Annotated in this window: 17 protein-coding genes; 6 read left to right on the top strand and 11 right to left on the bottom strand. The window is 57.3% G+C overall.

Annotated features, from left to right (window positions below; all coding sequences use genetic code 11):
• Window positions 1-89 precede the first annotated feature (89 nt).
• The 3 genes from ACSBQV_RS07715 to ACSBQV_RS07705 form a co-directional block, all read right to left on the bottom strand.
• Window positions 90-1,715 carry an FMN-binding glutamate synthase family protein gene (locus tag ACSBQV_RS07715; RefSeq protein WP_046686690.1) on the bottom strand — a complete coding sequence of 542 codons (1,626 nt, stop codon included), beginning with the start codon at window positions 1,713-1,715 and terminating at the stop codon, window positions 90-92.
• A 184-nt stretch (window positions 1,716-1,899) separates the two neighbouring features.
• The gene (locus ACSBQV_RS07710; protein ID WP_004939094.1) at window positions 1,900-2,490 is read right to left on the bottom strand and encodes a LuxR family transcriptional regulator; all 591 of its coding nucleotides are present in this window, start codon (window positions 2,488-2,490) and stop codon (window positions 1,900-1,902) included.
• Between the two features lie 21 nt (window positions 2,491-2,511).
• Window positions 2,512-3,228: an EAL domain-containing protein gene (locus ACSBQV_RS07705; RefSeq protein WP_016928483.1), complete on the bottom strand. Its 717-nt coding sequence runs from the start codon at window positions 3,226-3,228 to the stop codon at window positions 2,512-2,514.
• Between the two features lie 514 nt (window positions 3,229-3,742).
• On the opposite strand from ACSBQV_RS07705, the gene ACSBQV_RS07700 reads away from it, so the two are divergent.
• The 4 genes from ACSBQV_RS07700 (at window position 3,743) to ACSBQV_RS07685 (ending at window position 8,715) form a co-directional block, all read left to right on the top strand.
• Window positions 3,743-4,270, top strand: coding sequence for a fimbrial protein (locus ACSBQV_RS07700; RefSeq protein ID WP_004939088.1), 528 nt, complete (start codon window positions 3,743-3,745; stop codon window positions 4,268-4,270).
• A gap of 66 nt (window positions 4,271-4,336) precedes the next feature.
• On the top strand, window positions 4,337-5,020 hold the full coding sequence (locus ACSBQV_RS07695; RefSeq protein ID WP_047025023.1) for a fimbrial biogenesis chaperone: 684 nt from the start codon (window positions 4,337-4,339) through the stop codon (window positions 5,018-5,020).
• A 27-nt stretch (window positions 5,021-5,047) separates the two neighbouring features.
• Complete coding sequence (locus ACSBQV_RS07690) at window positions 5,048-7,663, top strand: fimbria/pilus outer membrane usher protein (RefSeq protein ID WP_099784340.1); 2,616 nt, start codon at window positions 5,048-5,050, stop codon at window positions 7,661-7,663.
• 11 nt (window positions 7,664-7,674) lie between these two features.
• Window positions 7,675-8,715, top strand: a complete 1,041-nt coding sequence (locus ACSBQV_RS07685; RefSeq protein WP_033642412.1) for a fimbrial protein — start codon at window positions 7,675-7,677, stop codon at window positions 8,713-8,715.
• 74 nt (window positions 8,716-8,789) lie between these two features.
• Here ACSBQV_RS07685 and ACSBQV_RS07680 read toward each other — a convergent pair whose 3' ends face one another.
• The 5 genes from ACSBQV_RS07680 to ACSBQV_RS07660 form a co-directional block, all read right to left on the bottom strand.
• Window positions 8,790-9,248, bottom strand: coding sequence for a helix-turn-helix domain-containing protein (locus tag ACSBQV_RS07680; protein WP_046686691.1), 459 nt, complete (start codon window positions 9,246-9,248; stop codon window positions 8,790-8,792).
• A gap of 205 nt (window positions 9,249-9,453) precedes the next feature.
• Window positions 9,454-11,034, bottom strand: coding sequence for a malate dehydrogenase (quinone) (gene mqo, locus ACSBQV_RS07675; protein ID WP_047025021.1), 1,581 nt, complete (start codon window positions 11,032-11,034; stop codon window positions 9,454-9,456).
• Window positions 11,035-11,494: 460 nt separating this feature from the next.
• Complete coding sequence (gene phoA / locus ACSBQV_RS07670) at window positions 11,495-12,922, bottom strand: alkaline phosphatase (protein ID WP_099784344.1); 1,428 nt, start codon at window positions 12,920-12,922, stop codon at window positions 11,495-11,497.
• 131 nt (window positions 12,923-13,053) lie between these two features.
• Window positions 13,054-13,761: a glutathione S-transferase N-terminal domain-containing protein gene (locus ACSBQV_RS07665; protein ID WP_099784346.1), complete on the bottom strand. Its 708-nt coding sequence runs from the start codon at window positions 13,759-13,761 to the stop codon at window positions 13,054-13,056.
• 74 nt (window positions 13,762-13,835) lie between these two features.
• Entirely contained in the window at window positions 13,836-14,519 is a 684-nt protein-coding gene (locus ACSBQV_RS07660; RefSeq protein ID WP_434991432.1) for an ArsR/SmtB family transcription factor, read from the bottom strand.
• A 175-nt stretch (window positions 14,520-14,694) separates the two neighbouring features.
• Here ACSBQV_RS07660 and ACSBQV_RS07655 point away from each other — a divergent pair, with 175 nt between their 5' ends.
• Together ACSBQV_RS07655 and ACSBQV_RS07650 are read left to right on the top strand one after the other, a co-directional pair.
• Window positions 14,695-15,066 (top strand): antibiotic biosynthesis monooxygenase family protein, encoded by a 372-nt coding sequence (locus ACSBQV_RS07655; RefSeq protein ID WP_099784350.1) that lies wholly within the window; start codon window positions 14,695-14,697, stop codon window positions 15,064-15,066.
• Window positions 15,067-15,234: 168 nt separating this feature from the next.
• The gene (locus ACSBQV_RS07650; RefSeq protein ID WP_099784352.1) at window positions 15,235-15,732 is read left to right on the top strand and encodes an AAA family ATPase; all 498 of its coding nucleotides are present in this window, start codon (window positions 15,235-15,237) and stop codon (window positions 15,730-15,732) included.
• Between the two features lie 32 nt (window positions 15,733-15,764).
• Here ACSBQV_RS07650 and ACSBQV_RS07645 read toward each other — a convergent pair whose 3' ends face one another.
• The 3 genes from ACSBQV_RS07645 to cynS all read right to left on the bottom strand — a co-directional run bounded on the left by ACSBQV_RS07645 (window position 15,765) and on the right by cynS (window position 17,295).
• A complete protein-coding gene (locus ACSBQV_RS07645) occupies window positions 15,765-16,271 on the bottom strand; it encodes a GNAT family N-acetyltransferase (RefSeq protein WP_099784354.1) in 507 nt (168 codons plus the stop codon).
• 62 nt (window positions 16,272-16,333) lie between these two features.
• On the bottom strand, window positions 16,334-16,591 hold the full coding sequence (locus ACSBQV_RS07640) for a YjhX family toxin (RefSeq protein WP_004939031.1): 258 nt from the start codon (window positions 16,589-16,591) through the stop codon (window positions 16,334-16,336).
• 233 nt (window positions 16,592-16,824) lie between these two features.
• Window positions 16,825-17,295 carry a cyanase gene (gene cynS / locus ACSBQV_RS07635; RefSeq protein WP_099784356.1) on the bottom strand — a complete coding sequence of 157 codons (471 nt, stop codon included), beginning with the start codon at window positions 17,293-17,295 and terminating at the stop codon, window positions 16,825-16,827.
• Window position 17,296 lies beyond the last annotated feature (1 nt).

The following is a 17,296-nucleotide window of genomic DNA, read 5'->3' as shown; positions in this document are numbered from 1 at the left end:
TGAGGGGGAGGGCCGCCGTAGCAAGCAACCCCTCTCCATATGCTCTTCCCCAAGGCGAGGGGGCAACTCTCTTTTTATCCCTTATCCCATCATGCCGCCGGCAGCGAGATCGCCTGATCGAAACTGTTGGGCGTCGCCATGCGCCACATGCGGGCGTAGAACTCGCTTTTGATCTCCGGCTGCAGCAGCGCGCCCGGCTCCAGGTAGTAATAGATATCGGCGTACACCTTGATCTCGGTCGGCGTGATGCGGCGCAGCATATGGTGCGAGGTCAACTGCTCCGGGCGGCTGACGCCGGCCGCCGCCAGCATGTCCGCCAGCGCTTTCACCGTATTTTGATGAAAGTGATAGACGCGCTCCGCCTTGTTCGGCACCACCAACGCCTTCTGACGCAGCGGATCTTGCGTCGCGACGCCGGTCGGGCAGTGGTTGGTGTGGCAGCTTTGCGACTGGATGCAGCCGACGGCGAACATAAAGCCGCGCGCCGAATTCACCCAGTCGGCGCCGAGCACCAGCACGCTGGCGATGTCAAAGGCGCTGATGATCTTGCCGCTGGCGCCAATCTTGATTTGGTCGCGCAGGCCGCAGCCCACCAGCGTGTTATGCACGAACAGCAGCCCTTCGCGCAGCGGCATGCCCATATAGTTGGAGAGTTCGAGCGGGGCGGCGCCGGTGCCGCCTTCCTTGCCGTCCACCACAATGAAGTCCGGCAGAATGCGGGTGTGCAGCATCGCCTTGACGATGGCGACGAACTCCCACGGGTGGCCGATGCACAGCTTGAAACCGACCGGTTTGCCGCCTGACAGCTCGCGCAGCTGCTGGATGAACTGCATCATTTCCAGCGGGGTGGTGAAGGCGCTGTGCGAGGCCGGCGAGATGCAATCGACGCCTTCCGGCACGCCGCGGGTGGCGGCGATTTCCGCATCCACTTTTTTCGCCGGCAGAATGCCGCCGTGGCCCGGTTTGGCGCCCTGGCTGAGCTTGATTTCAATCATTTTCACCTGCGGGCTTTGCGCCTGTTCGGCAAAGCGGCGCGGATCGAAATGGCCGTCGGCGGTGCGGCAGCCGAAATAGCCGCTGCCCAGCTCCCACACCAGATCGCCGTTGTTTTCGCGGTGATAGCGGCTGATGCTGCCCTCACCGGTGTCGTGGTAGAAATTGCCTTTGGCTGCGCCGAGGTTGAGTGCGCGAATGGCGTTGGCGGAGAGCGCGCCGAAGCTCATCGCTGAAATGTTGAAGATTGACGCGGAGTAGGGCTGGCGGCAGTCGGTGCCGCCGATGGTGATGCGAAAACTGGTGGGATCGGCGGCTTCCACCGGCCGCATGGAGTGGCCGATGCATTCATAACCGGTTTGGTACACGTCCAGCAGGGTGCCGAACGGCTTGTCGCCCATCTCGTTTTTCGCCCGGCGATACACCAGCGTGCGCTGGGTGCGGGAGAACGGGATCTCTTCATTATCCTGCTCGAGGAAATACTGGCGCAGTTCCGGACGGATGAACTCGAAGAAGAAGCGCAGGCGGCCGATGATCGGGTAGTTGCGGCAAATGGCGTGGCGCTGCTGCGTGAGATCGTAGATACCCAGCACCATCAGGCAACCGCAGGCCAGGGCCGGCAGCCAGAACCACGGATGGTTGTGCATCATGATCAAGAAAACCAGGGTGAGCAAGATGCTCAGCACAAAGCAGGTATAGCGGCTGAATAAGGACGACTTCATAACATCTCCTGATGTTTATTTTTAATCCACACGACATGACTCACGGATAATCCGTGTGCAAATCGTAGCCAACAGGAGAGGATGTTGTGTGTCTGTTGCTGCTTTGTCGCCGGTTGTTACATTAATTTAACTCAGCGAGAGGGCGGGTTGCCGCGCGGCGTACCGCGCAACAAACCAGGGCGTATTATTTGCCGGCGACGAAGATGGTGCTCATGCTGCGCAGCCGCAGCTTTTTCATCGCGCTGTATTTCTGCGAGAAGATAGTTTTCGGGTGCGTGCCGCGTTTTTCCGCGATATGCAGCAGGCTGTCGCCACGCAGCAGATTGAAGATCACGTCGCTTTCCGCAGGGCTGAGCTCGCGGGTTTTCTGCACCCGGATACCGCCCGGCTCTTTGCTTTCCAGCAGCCGCTGGATTTTTTCCTGCAGCGAATAAAGCGGAATGCGGGTGGAGACCAACTCGACGGAAATCCCCAGGATCGACAGCAGTTTCACCACGCGCTCATCGTCATAGAACACCAACAGGCGCGTTTTGCTGTTGTACTGCTGGTGCAGGGACACCAGGCTTTCGATCACGTTGACGCTCTGCTCCAGGTTTTGCGAGGTGAAAATCAGTGCGATATCGTGCTTGGTGATCTTTTCCGCTTTGGCGCCGCCGTGCATGAAATCGGAAAACAGGCGGATATCGTACGCGCCGTAGTGTTTCTTCAGCAGCACCGACAGGCCAACATAGCTGTACTTACACTCACTAATCACAAGAACGTTGTTTTTAGACATAGGGCAAACACCAATACCGAGTTAAAAGTATTCAGCTGTAAGAAGCGAGTTCAAATCCTTGATGCTGGATTCCTTCCACAGCTTTCCCTGCAGTGCGTAATATGGCATTTCATCCAGCCATTTCTTGTGTTCGGGAGTTTCAACTCCTTCGATAATTACCTTGTAATGATTAAGGTAAAAGAAGCGCAGTAACGCGCGCATCAAGCCCTCGCCGCCGGACTTTTTCATAAAGTCCCAAAGCAGAAAACGATCGAGCTTAACGAAGCGGAACTGGCTGTTGTACAACGCGGAAAAACCCGCATAGCCAGAACCAAAATCATCGAGCCAAAATGAATAACTATTCAATGACGGATCGCCGTGCACGCGATCTTTCACCAGCCGGGTTGAATTCTCGCTGATCTCAAAATGAATACAGCGCAGGGCATTAATTCTTTCGGCAAAGTGAGTATTCGCCAGCGATTGCAGGGAATAATCGTCAACATTCAAAGTGGCTATCACTTGGTTTTCATGAAACCAGTGTTTGTATTTATCGATCAGATTGATCTGATCCATCAAAATCTCAATCCGGGTAGCGCTGTCGGCATGGCGAAAGAACTGTTCAGGAGAAAAATGGGCATATTCGCTATTAAACGTAAAGCGAGACAGGCATTCAACGGCCAGCAATTGTCCAGATTTCGCGAACATTGGCTGGAAAACATAATTAATGCCGTTATTTTTCTCTCTGAAAGAACCGCTCATTTCCCAATCCTTGGATTGATATTTAACTTGTTGATTTTAAATGGTTAAAAAGAAAGTTACTCCGTATTTATTGGTAAATTTCTTATTTAAAGCGTCAGGATGGCCGAAACGTGTCGCCAGACCATTTAACGCGGAATTCGTGCCAAAGTCCAAACGTCGCAATCTGTTACTAAATGTAAATATTCGGGATAATATTCTGATTTTCAGGCCTTAACGCAAAATGTTGAACTCTGTAGCTTTCCCAAACACAGATTATTCCTATTCATATGAATCGTCAACATCGATCGATAGGTATCCGCCGATAGTTTATTCCTATCAAGAGGGGGCTTATGAATGTTTTAAACGATTTAACATTAAGAATATGCTTAGTCTATATTTCGTCCGGCAATGAGTTCATCGAGGCAACGCTCCTTTTCAGCAAGGGAGTGCTATCGCTGAGTGTATGCTCAGTGGCGGCAATATATATATAAGCCCGCCACTGAATCGATTATTTTATTGTTCTATGGAGCTGGAAATGAAAAAAGTATTATTGCCTTTGGCTGCCCTGGTATTGTCTGCAACTGCTTCCAACGCAATGGCAGCAAACGGCAACGTTAAATTCACCGGTGAAATTGTACAGTCCACCTGTAAAGTTGTTGATAAAGACCAGAATAAAGAAGTTTACCTGGGTAAATATCCTACCACCGCTTTCCCAACTGCCGGTTCTACCAGCGGTGCTAAAGCTTTCGATATTAGCCTGGAGAAATGTGAAGCGGGTAACTACACCCTGCGTTTCGACGGTAACACTCCAGCTGGCCACCCAGAGCTGTTGGCTGTAACTGGCGGCGCAACTGGCGTTGGCGTTGAAATTCTGGATAACAACGGTTCTACTCTGCCAATCTCTCAGGAAGTGGCTACCCCAGCTACCGTAACTGTTGCTGCTGATGGCGATAACCCAGGCGCTGCGACTTTCAACCTGCGCGCTCGTTACAAATCCTTCCAGGATCTGGTAACTGCCGGTCAGGCAAACTCTAACGCTACCTTCACCATCGAATACAAATAATTCGCTGGCAGGATAGATAGAGTTATTGGCCAAGGATGGCTAAATTTTGAGAGTTGAGACATTCCGATGAAAAAAATTCTGACTGGTATTTTATTCGCATTCTCTGTTAATGCCTTTGCCGGCATTCAGGTTGATGCGACGCGTGTCATCTATAACAGTGCAAGTAAATCCGCATCGCTCTCAATCAGCAATGACAGCGACGATACCTACATGGTGCAAACCTGGCTGGATACTGGCGACGCAAGCCAGATGCCTAAGAATTTGCCGATCGTGGTGACACCACCCATTTTGAAGCTGGCTGCCAAGAAAGACGCCATTTTGCGTTTTATTTATTCCGGCAGCGGTTTGCCGCAGGACAGAGAATCTCTGCTCTGGGTTAACGTACAGGAAATTCCGCCAACGCCTAAGCAAGATAACGTGCTGCAGGTGGCGATCCGTACCCGTATCAAGCTGTTCTACCGCCCGGATTCGTTGAAAACCAACCTGCAGCAGCAGGCAGAAGCGCTGAAATGGACGCGCCAGGGCGGCAACTTGGTCGTGACCAACGATGGCCCGCTGTTCGTCACGCTGGGCGTATTGAACCTCAAGAGCGGCGGTAAAAGCTGGAAAGTGAACGCCGACATGGTCAAGCCACACGACAGTCTGCGTATTTCCCTGCCTCAGGGGGCGCAATCAGCCAACAATATGTCGTTTACCTATATCAACGACTATGGCGGTCACACCGAGATTAAAAACGTCGCACTGAATTGATTTGAAGCACTTCAAGGAATGAAAGAAATGGCACACAAAAGAATAACAACCCTCGCGCCAAAACGTTTGGTGAAGCTGATTAATGGTGTAATTTATTTTTCTGCTGTGCCTTTTTCATTCTCACATATGGCCATGGCGGAGGAGCAGTTCAACACTTCCTTCATCCATGGCGATGACAATATCGCCCAGGTGGCGTCGTTGGCCAGCGGGGATGATATTCTGCCGGGTAAATATCCGTTTGATATCTATCTCAACGGGCAGCGTATCGATCACCGTGAAATCGAGTTCAAGAAAGAATCCAAGGAATCTCCTGTCGCACCGTGCCTGACGGCGGCGGACTATCAGGATTACGGCGTAAAGCTGCCTGGCGATCTGACCACCGCAGGTGCCGAGCAATGCTACGCATTGCCGCAGCAGATCTCCGGCGCCAAGCTGAACTATGACGCCGCCGTACAGCGTATGGATCTGGAAGTGCCGCAGGTGTTTCTGATCCCGCGTCCGCAAGGCGCCATTTCACCAAAAGTTTACGATCGTGGCATCAATGCCGGCTTTGTAAACTATAACTTTAGCGGTACCCATAACCGCTACGGTAATAATCAGAACGACAAGACCTCAGACTATTATTTTTTGAGTCTCAACAACGGCCTCAATATCGGCGATTGGCGCCTGCGCAACAACTCGACGTTGAACCAACAGTCGGGCGCCGGTACGCATTGGAAGAACATTTCCAGCTGGGCGGAAACGGACATCGTTTCTCTGCGCAGCCGTCTGGTGATCGGCCAGACCAACACTAATAACAATGTTTTCGACAGCATTCAGTTCCGCGGTGTGCAGATGTCCAGCGCCGACGACATGCTGCCGGAAAGCCAGCGCGGCTATGCGCCGGTGGTGCGCGGTGTGGCGACGACCAACGCGCGCGTTGAAGTGCGTCAGAACGGCTATACCATTTACAGCACTAACGTTCCGCCAGGGCCGTTTGCGCTGACGGACATTTTCCCAAGCACCTTGAGCGGTAACCTGGATGTGACGGTCATCGAAGCCAACGGTTCGAGAACCTCATTCGTCGTGCCATTCTCCTCGGTGCCGAACATGCTGCGCGAAGGGATTTGGAACTATCAGCTGACCGCCGGTAAATACCACGACGGCACCAGCCGCTATCAACCCAAGTTTGTACAAGGTACCTTGTCGCACGGCATGTCGTATGACATCACGCCTTACGGCGGCGTTCTGGTGGCGGAAAACTACCGTTCAGCGGTTGTGGGCCTGGGTAAAAACCTGGGGAACTGGGGGGCCGTTTCCTTTGATATGTCCTATTCCGACACCAACCTGGTGAACGGCGATGACAAGCAAGGGGAAAGTTTCCGTTTCCTGTATTCCAAGTCGCTCAACGATTGGGGGACGGAATTCCGCATTGCCGGTTACCGTTACTCGACCTCCGGCTATTATGATTTCTCCGATGCGGTTGCCGAGCGCGAACGCTATGAGAACGGCTATTACCGTAACGATTACTACGATCAAAACGATCGCAACCTGGGCGTGCCGGACTGGGCGGAGTCGCGCCGTCGCAGCTATTATACCAGCCGGTTCAACAACAAACGCCAGCGCGTTGAGCTGTCTGTCAACCAGCGCATCGCCGGTAATTCGACGCTGTACGCCAACCTCAGCAACCAGTCTTACTGGGGCGGGTCCGGCGAAGATCGCACCGTACAGACCGGTTTCAACAGCAGCTATAAAAATATCAGCTATGGCGTCTTCTATCAGGACAGCCGCAGCAACTACGGCTATAAAGATCGCAGCGTCAACCTGACCGTATCGATTCCGTTCAGCTTCTTCAGCAAGGATTCGTCGGACATGACCGCCAGCTTCAACGCCGGCCACAGCAAGCAGAGCGGCAATACCTACAGCGCCGGCCTGAGCGGTACCGCGCTGGATGACAACCGCTTGAACTATGCGGTGCAAAGCGGCCATGATCGTTATTCGGGCCAAACCAGCTCGGCCAACGTCGGTTACCAGGGCAGCATGGGGAACATCAATGCCGGTTACAGCTACAGCAAAGATTATCAACAATCTTCGTTGGGCGTGGCGGGCGGCATCGTCGCTCACTCCGGCGGCGTGACGTTGACCCAGCCGCTGCAGAACACCTTTGTGCTGGTGGAAGCCAAAGACGCTAAAGGCGTTCGCATCGAAAACCAACCGGGCGTCGCCATCGACCGCTTCGGTTACGCGGTAATGACCTCTGCGTCGCCATACCGTCATAACCGCGTGGCGCTGCGCACCGAAGATATCGGCAACGGCCTGGATATCCCGATGGCGGCGCGAGACGTGGTGCCGACTTACGGCGCAATCACCCGCGTGAAGTTTGAAACGCACACGGGCCAAAGCCTGTTGGTGCACAGCAAGATGGCCGACGGCAGCGTACCGCCGATTGGCGCCAACGTCTTCAGTGCGGACGGCAAGAACAACGGTACTGTCGGTACCAACGGCGATATTTATATTTCAGGGGCTTCCGCAGGGGATCGCCTGCTGGTGAAATGGGGCAACGACGCGGGCGAAAGCTGCTCACTGGTGGTGCCGGAATTGAAAGCGGCGACCGAACAGCTGATGGGTTATCAGGAACTTTCGCTGACCTGCGGAAAACCGTAAAAGGAAAGGATATGTCTTCTTTGTTAAAGCACAAGAATCTCGGGTTGGCGGCTGGGCTGCTGGTCACGCTGGGCGCGTTTTCTCAGAGCAGCTATGCGCTGTCTTGTAAGCAGAACGGCAGCATTCGCCAGGATATCGTGCTGGATAAAGCCATCAAGGTGTCGACCGCCAACACCGCGCCGGGCGCGTTGCTGTGGCGTTCGCAGACTTTTACTTCGACCTTCCAATGTACGGATGACTGGAACAACCCGAAAGGGGAGAACGCCTACCTGTACTGGGATCCGCAGTCCCGGATGAGTCAGATCCATAATTCGATCGAAGTGGGTGTCACTTATCAGGGGATTGATGTCAAACCGACTAAAGGTGCGCGTCAGGACGTCGGTCCCGGCACGGAATGTCGCCGTTCGGGCAGCCGTTGTTTGTCTCCGGCCAGATCGCTGACGGTAACCGTGTCTTACGCCATCTACATTAAAGCAACCGGCAAGGCGCCGCCGGCCGGCGGCAAGATCAACGACAACAACTCGTACTCGGTATTTCAGGTTGATGGCGTCGGCGGCTTGAACGGCACGCCGAACAGTAACTTTAACGCCTACATTTCCGGGCTGGGCAACATTCAGTTTATTTCCTGCAACCCAAAAATTACTGTGGTGGCCAACAACGGTTCGACGGTGAATTTCGGCACTATCCCGCGTCAGAATGCGGTGGTGGGTAAAATCGAGAAACAGGTACCGTTCTCGGTGGCCGCCAATATGTCCGATCCGACGACCGGACAGGACTGCCAGGGGGAGACGCTGCAGGCCAGCTTCAGCACCACCTATCCACTGCAGGATAACAGCGTGATCCTGCCGACCAGCGACAGCGGTTTCGGGATTTTGATCTCGCAGGCGGCGACGCCGAATACGCCGATCATGATGAACAGTCCGGTCGATCTGGGCCTGGTCAACGGCACCATCGTTGAAAAGAACTTTATGGCCAGCCTGAAATGGTTGAGCACCAACCCGAAAGTGGGGCCGTTCAGCGCATCGGCGAATATTGACGTCACCTTCAAATAATTCGGTGTCTCGTCAATAAAGAAAGGGTTCAGTTCTCGCGAACTGAACCCTTTTTTGTGCCTTTACCGCGTGGATTAACGCAGCCCCATCCAGCTGGTGCATACGCCTTCCGGCAGTTTGCCGGCAAACCAGCGCGGTAAGGCGGGGGCGTCGCGGTGTTGCTCAGTCTGCGTCTGCGCCGGCTGCGCCGGCCACTCCGCGACATCCCAGCGGGTGGTGCGGCGATACACCGCCGGGGTCTTGCCGAACTGTTTCTTGAAGGCGCGTGAGAACGAAGGCTGAGAGTCGAAATGGTACTGCAGGGCGATATCCAGGATCGGTCGTGGAGTGGAGCGCAGCGCCTGCGCCGCCTGCGACAGGCGCCGCTCGCGGATATAGCTGCCGAGCGCGTGGCCGGTGGTGCTGCGGAACATGCGCTGCAGGTGCCATTTGGAGTAGCCTGACTTGGCGGCGACGTTATCCAGCAGCAGCGGTTGGTCCAGATGAGTTTCAATCCAGTCTAGTAAATCGTGAATGATATTGACGCGATCCATGGTTTTAGTTCTCCCGCAAAAACGACATTCAGGTCACAGTGACTTAGCTTAATTATCCAAGAATATACTTTGATAATAGGCGTGACTACGCCGTTACGCAAGGGTAAACCGGGGGTAAATAGGTGGCCAAAAATGCTCTTTGAGCGGCAGGGGTATAGAAAAAAGGCCGCATAAAGCGGCCTTGTCAGCAGGAAACCACGGGGAATCAGTTAGTTTCCGGTTTCACTTCAATGTAGTTCAGACCCAGCACGCTGCTGGTGTAACCGCGGATCTTGTTGGTCATCTCGATATCGCCGTTCAGCTTGTGGCCGTAAGACGGGATGATCTCTTTCAGCTTGCTCTGCCATTCCGGCGTCGCCACTTTGTCTTTGAACACGGTTTCCATCAGATGCAGCATGATCGGCGCAGCGGTAGAAGCGCCCGGCGAAGCACCCAGCAGAGCGGCGATGCTGCCGTCTTCAGAACTGACGACTTCGGTGCCGAACTGCAGCACGCCGCCTTTATCCGCGTCTTTCTTGATGATCTGCACGCGTTGGCCTGCGGTCCACAGCTTCCAGTCTGCCTGCTTGGCGTCCGGGAAGTACTCTTTCAGCGCGGCGAAGCGATCGTCGTCGTTCATCATCAGCTGGCCGACCAGGTATTTCACCAGATCGAAGTTATCCAGACCGACGTGGGTCATCGGCATCAGGTTCGAGGTGCTCAGCGAGTGCATCAGATCGAACAGCGAACCGTTCTTCAGGAACTTGCTGGAGAAGGTGGCGAACGGCCCGAACAGCAGCACGCGCTTGCCGTCCAGCATGCGGGTATCCAGGTGCGGCACGGACATCGGCGGTGAACCTACGCTGGCCAGGCCATACACTTTGGCCAGGTGCTGGTTGGCGATCTCCGGGTTGGTGGTGACCAGGAACTGGCCGCCGACCGGGAAGCCGCCGTAGCCGTCGGCTTCAGGGATGCCGGATTTCTGCAGCAGGGTCAGGGACGCGCCGCCTGCGCCGATGAACACGAACTTGGCGTTAACGGTGGTTTCTTTGCCGTCGCGGTTCAGATCGGCAACGGTCACGCTCCAGGTCTGGTCAGCGTTGCGCTTGATGTCGCGCACTTCGTGGCTCAGGTTCAGCTTGAACTTGTCGCTGGCGCTCAGCGCGTCAACCAGCTGGTGGGTGATCACGCCGAAGTTGACGTCGGTACCCAGCGGCATGCGGGTCGCGGCGATTTTCTGCGCCGGATCGCGGCCGTTCATCACCAGTGGCGCCCACTGCTTGATCTGCGCAGGATCTTCGGAGTATTCCATGCCGCGGAACAGGGTGCTGTGCTGCAGCGCCGCATAGCGTTTACGCAGGAAGTTGACGTTGTCGTCGCCCCACACGAAGCTCATGTGCGGCACGCTGTTAATGAAAGATTTCGGATCTTTCAGGACATTGTTTTTCACCTGATAAGACCAGAACTGGCGAGAGATTTCGAAAGACTCGTTGACCTTCACCGCCTTGCTGATGTCGATGGTGCCATCGGCTTTTTCCGGCGTGTAGTTCATTTCGCTGAAGGCGGAGTGCCCGGTACCGGCGTTGTTCCAGCCGTTGGAACTCTCTTCCGCTACGCCGTTCATGCGCTCGTACATGTCGATGGTCCAGGTCGGCTCCAGCTCATGCAGATAGGTACCCAAGGTGGCGCTCATGATGCCGCCGCCGATCAGAACCACGTCGACGGTTTTATTCTTCTCTTCAGCCGCCGCCTGTTGCGTAACGCCAAACAGGCTGAGACTGAAAATCAGGACGAGTAATTTTCTCATTGAATTAAATCTCTTGTGTGTAAATTCTACTCATTGCAGGTGAAAGAATTTAGCGGGAGTTACCCTGGAAATAATGAAGCCGACCGCCCGGCGAAAGCCGATAGGCAGCAATAATGCCTTTTTGTTAATAGGGTATTTAACGAAAAGTGAACTATTGCAGGCCGTCCGGATGCAAATTGATCGGTTCACGTTACTGGCGGGGTATTATTGTTTGCGAGAATGTTAAAAACTACTTTTGTAACTAAAAAAAATGAATATAAGCAAAAAACGGCCGGTTGCTGTCGCAGGAATAAACAGAGAGGGGCGAAAGACAATATAACCGCGTTATTTCCATGGTTTAATTGCCGCGTAATTAGACGTTATTTCGTTATCACACAATAATTGCGGTTAAATTGCAAATACCTAGCGGTAACCAATAATAAATGGCCGCCGTTGCGGGCGGCCATCGTTCAGGGGGCGGTCACTTGATACCCATCGCATCGCGCATGGTGAAGAACAGATCGGTCTGATCGGTCAGGCCCACTACGTTGGCGGCGTGCGGGCCGTAGGCCGCGACGCGCAGCTGGGTGCCGGTGTGTCCCTGAGATTCCTCTTCCGAGTTGCCATAGCTGAGGGTCATCGGCGCACCGTCCTTGGTGGTCAGCTTTTGGGTCAGGCCCGGCGCTTTGGCGTCGGCGGAGACGATCTGGCTGGCGTGCGCGTGGTCGGCAGTGACGATCACCAGCGTGTTGCCGTCGGCGCGGGCGAAGGCCAGCGCTTTTTGTACCGCTTCGTCCAGATCGACGGTTTCGCCAATCTGCCCGCACGGGTTGGCGGCGTGATCCTGCTTATCGATCGACGCGCCCTCGACCTGCAGGAAGAAGCCGTTCGGGTTGTCTTTCAACAGCGCGATCGCTTTTTCGGTCATCGCCGCCAGCGTTGGCGTGGCGGCGGTGCGCGCCGGGTTGTTTTCGCAGGTCACTGCCGGTTTGTCGAGGTTGCCGTGGTAGCTGGCTTTCGGCCCCAGCCAACGCACCGGCATATTGCCGTCGGCGAACAGCCCCAGCAGCGGTTTTTGCTGGTTGGCGAGGGTAACGGCCTGCAGTTCGTCGGCGTTGCTCACCCACTGATAACCCTGCGCCGCCGCCTGGTCCTTCAGCGATTTTCCTTGCCATTCGCCGCTTTTCGCAAGCTGGTTGAACGATTTCGCGCCGCCGCCCAGCGTGACGTCGGCGCGGGTTTTCAGCAGTTGTTCGGTGATGGAGCCGCGGCCGCCGTTTTCCAGCGCGTTAGTGGCGCATTTCTCGCTGGTTTCCTCCGGGCCATAGCACTTGCGTGAGATGACGTGCGAGACCAGCGCCGCCGGCGTGGCGTCTTGCAACTCGGCGGTGGAGACGTTGCCGGTGGCCTTGCCGGCCGCCTTGGCGATCTCCAGCAGCGTCGGTTGATCCTTGCCGTTCACGTCCACGCCGAGCGCGCCGTTATAGGTTTTCACCCCGGTGGCCCAGGCGGTGGCGGAGGCGGCGGAGTCGGTCACGTAGTCCGGCTTGTGGGTTTTCCTGTCCAGCGAGTAATGGGTGTATTGTCCGGTCAGCGGCAGGGCGTCGATGCCCTTGAAGTAACCGCCTGCGCCTTCGGCGTAGTTGCGCGCGGCGGTGATCTCAGAATCCCCCATGCCGTCGCCGATCAGCAGGATCACGTTTTTCGCCGTTTTGTCCGACAGCGACGCCTTCAGCGCGGCGGTCTGATCGCCGGCCAGACGGCGGGCGCCGCCCGGTTCGACGAGGTTGCCGCGCGCGGCGCGATCGGTCAGGCCATCGGCATTGGCCGAGGTTTCCGCTGCGATGGCGGAGGAACAGAGCAGGGCGGACAGTACGGCGCCGGCGATCAGGGATACAGCAGGTTGCATGGGGTAAGCTCCTTGTCGTAATACAACAATGTAAATAACATCAAATTGTTACGAAAGGAGAGTAGAGCAGAGGGATGACAATTTTATGACAGCGGAAGGCGGGACGGCCCGGCGGCCACCCCGTTTGACGATCAGGCCGCGCGCGCCGGGATAGCCAGCCCGCGCTGCACCGCCGGACGCGCCAGACCGCGCTCCAGCCACTGCGCGATGCGAGGGAAACTGTCGAACTCCACCAGTTCGCGCGCCTCATAGAAGCCGATCAGGTTGCGCACCCAGCCCAGCAGCGAGATATCGGCGATGGTGTACTCCGCGCCCATGATCCAGTCGCGGCCTTCAAGGCGCGTTTCCAGCACGCCGAGCAGGCGTTTCGATTCGTTTTTGTAGCGCTCCAGCGGCCGCTTGTCTTCATATTCGCGCCCGGCGAATTTATGGAAGAAACCGAGCTGGCCGAACATCGGGCCGACGGCGGCCATCTGGAAGAACACCCATTGAATGGTTTCGTAACGCTGCGCCGGGTCCTGCGGCAGGAAACGGCCGCTCTTTTCCGCCAGGTAGAGCAGAATGGCGCCGGATTCGAACAGCGGCAGCGGCCGGCCGCCGGGGCCATCGGGATCGATGATCGCCGGGATCTTGCCGTTCGGGTTCAGCGCCAGGAATTCCGGCGTCCAGGTTTCGTTGTTGCCGATGTCGATCAGGTGCGCTTCATAAGGCAGGCCGATCTCCTCCAGCATGATGGAGACTTTGACGCCGTTCGGCGTCGGCAGAGAGTAGAGCTGCAGCCGTTCCGGATGCTGAGCCGGCCAGCGTTTGACGATCGGGAATTGGGTGGAATCGAGCATGGAAACTCCTCGGGTTGGCGGGGGCGCTTAAGCATACCCCTAGAGTATTGCAGTAAAACTACCCTGTCGCCGGGTTACACCGTGAGGTCAAAATGTGCGGCCAGCGCTTTTTTACCGGCGGGGGTCAGCTGCAGCTCGCGGCTGTCGAGCCGGCGAAGGATCCAGCCGCGTTGGATAAAGGCGGCTAACAGCGCGGCGCCCAGCGCGCCGCCGAGGTGAGAGCGGCGTTCGCTCCAGTCCAGGCAGCCGCAGGCGAAGCGGCGGCGGGTGGGAGCGGGGGAGTAATCGACGCCCAGCCGCGCCAGCGCGGCCTGACCGATGTCGCTTAACCGGTAGTCTGCTTCGCCGGTCAGCCAGTTCAGCGCATGCAGCCGATCGTGCAGCTTCACCGCCACCTCGCCCGCCATATGGTCGTAACAGGTGCGAGCATATTGCAGCGAGGTGGGCGTGCGGCTTTTCACCGACGGGCGCGGCACGCCCGCCAGCGCCATCAGGCCTTCCAGCGCTGCGGCCACCGGTTGCCCGGCCAGCCGGAAATAGCGATAGCGCCCCTGTTTGACGCAGGCAATCAACTGCTGTTCCAGCAGTTTCGCCAGATGCGCGCTGGCGGTGGACGGGGCGACCTCGACCGCCGCGCTGAGCTCGGTGGCGGTGTAGGCGCGCTCGTCCATCAACAGGCACAGCATGCGCGCCCGGGTGCGGTCGGCGATGGCGGCGCTCAGCGCCGCTAAACGATCTTCTATCTCGATGTTATGCATACTTCGAGGTTAGACGAAGTATGGCTGTGCGTCCATTGCTAGCCTGTGGTCATCGCACTTTGCTGCTGTGCGGCCGTATTCGCTGGATATTGATGAGCGGGCGTTGAAACCGGTGCCGTGGCGCCATTCTTACCCTGCGCGCGTACCGGAATTTTACCGTTGAGAGGAGAAGATAATGATCGCCGTGATTTTTGAACTGCAGGCCGCCGATGGGCAGCGGGAGACCTATCTGGCGCTGGCGGTGGAGCTGAAGCCGCTGCTGGCGCAGATCGATGGATTCATTTCCATCGAGCGTTTTCAAAGCCTGGCCGATCCTGCGCGCCTGCTGTCGCTCTCTTTTTGGCGCGACGAAGCGGCGGTGCAACAGTGGCGCAATCTCGAACAGCACCGGGCGGCGCAGGCGCGCGGCCGTGGCGAGGTGTTGGCGCAGTATCGGCTGCGGGTGGCGGAAGTGGTGCGGGACTACGGGCTGGAGAGCCGCGACCAGGCGCCACAGGATAGCCGTTGTTACCACGCACAGAGCAAGCCTGCGTCGGAGGCGAATTGACAACGCTGCACGGTTGTCATATTCATTAGCTATGAAAAAATCCTACCGCCCATTCGTGCAAATTATTATCACCCTTCTCCAGAGGGTGGGATAGCGCGTGTGTCGCCAATAAAAACCCGCCGGCAGGCGGGTTTTTTTATCCCCTTCCGGCAACGACCGGAGAACGTCATGAAAACCTACCCTGCAGTTTTACACCTGATGTGCGGCAAGGCCGGCGCAGGTAAATCGACGTTGGCGCAGCGTTTGGCCCAGCAGCCGCAAACGCTGTTGCTGTGCGAAGATGCGTGGCTGGCGACGCTGTATGAACAGGAGATGGCCAGTCTGCAAGACTACGCGCGCTGTTCCGACCGGTTGCGGCGGGCGCTGGGTGGGCACCTCGTTCAGCTGCTGCGCGGCGGTTGGTCCGTGGCACTCGATTTCCCGATGAATACGCCGGACAGGCGGCGCTGGGCCAAAGCCTTGGCGGAAGAGGCTGGCGTCGCGCACTGCCTGCACTTTCTCGACGTCAGCCATGCGCAGTGCCTGAACCGGATAACGCTGAGAAATGCGCGCGGCGAGCACCCGTTTACACTGAGCGAGGCGGAGTTTGAGCACCTGGCGCAGTACTTTGTTCCCCCGGCGGAAGAGGAAGGGATGACCGTCTTGCGTTATGGCGAACGGGACTGAAAACCGGCGCCATGACGGCGCCGGCAACAGGGTTAGGCTTCGGCGTTAAACGCGTTGTGGAAGGTGACCTCCGCGCATGGCAGCGCGCCCTGGAAGGCGACGGCGCGGAAGTAGTCTTGCGGCACGCCCGGCAGGGTCAGCGCGCACTGCGCCTGGAAGCCGAAGCGGCCGTAATAGTTTGGATCGCCCAGCACCACGCAGCCTGCGGCGCCTCGTTCCTGCAGTTCGGCCAGCAACTGGCGGATCAGCCGGCTGCCGATCCCCTGGTTCTGACAGGCCGGCAGCACCGACACCGGCGCCAGCCCGTACCACCCGGCGGCGCCGTTGCTGAGTACGACCGGCGAGATGGACGCGTGCCCGATCGGTGTGCCATTTTGCTCGGCGACCAGCGACAGGGTGAGGGCTCCCGCCGCGCGCAGCGCATTGACGATAAACTGCTCGATGTGGCTGCTGTGCTCGGCATGCAGGAACGCGGCGGCGGTCAGGGTGGCGATGGCGCCGACGTCGGCCGGCGTTTCGTGGCGTAACGTGATGTTCATGGTTGTATCCTGATTAAATAAGGCTGTGCCGACCGGGCTGCCTGCCCGGCCGGTATCGATGATTAACGGTTATCCAGCTGCGCCCGCACGGCCTTGAGTCCGGCGAAGGTGACGCGATAAGGGCGCCCCTGGCGAGAGAGGATCAGGCGTTTGGTTTTGAGCTTGGTGAAGACGGCCAGCGAGCAGTCGGCCAGGCCGAGCCCTTCGCGGGTATAGCATTCGACGTGGGTGACGCGACCGGCGTCGTTGCGGGTGAAGGCGATATAGCCGCCTTTGGCCAACACGTGCAGCACGCGTTGTTCCGCTTTGGAAATATTCATGTTGGGAGATCCTGTAATAACCCCAGATACGCGCATCCCCGCGCAAACGCGCGTCGGATACGTCAGAGTCCCTCGCCATGCGGCAAGGAAGCGACTATCGGGTGGTTACAATCTCCAACATACAGGCCTCGGGCAGTGAAAAACGCCAGGGCGGCGTTTCAGCGCAGTTAATGTAGCCAATGGCCGGTTGGCTGTCAATTTGCCGGCGACGCGGGCCGCCGGCGCAAGGCCAATCAGAAAGGCTTGGTCGGCAGGTATTTGCCGTCCAGGGTGATCACCGCGCGTTCGCCGCCGTCCGGATCGGGCACCTTCTTGATATCCAGCTTGAAGTTGATGGCGCTGATAATGCCGTCGCCAAACTGCTCGTGCACCAGCGCTTTCAGCGTGGAGCCGTAGACCTGCAGCATTTCATAGAAACGATAAATGGTCGGGTCGGTCGGCACGCCGCCGGGAATGCTGCCGCGCAGCGGGATGGTTTGCAGCAGCTGCACCGCTTCTTCATCCAGCCCCAGCTTGGCCGCCACCGAGCGCGCCGCCGGTTCCGGCAGCGCATGCTGCCCCAGCAGGGCGGCGGTGACGAACGCCAGACTGAGACCGGTGCCCTCGGCCAGCGCTTCGAACGTCAGGTTATGGCGGATCTTGGCGGCCATGATGGTGTCAGTGAGCGCTTCGCGCGGGGCGGCGTTGTGCAGAGAGTGTGTCATG

The sequence above is a fragment of the Serratia sp. B501 genome, assembly GCF_051172315.1.
Taxonomy (GTDB): Bacteria; Pseudomonadota; Gammaproteobacteria; order Enterobacterales; family Enterobacteriaceae; genus Serratia; species Serratia ureilytica.
The sequence above is the reverse complement of the archived record's forward strand: the minus strand, read 5'-3'. Positions and strand labels throughout refer to the sequence as shown.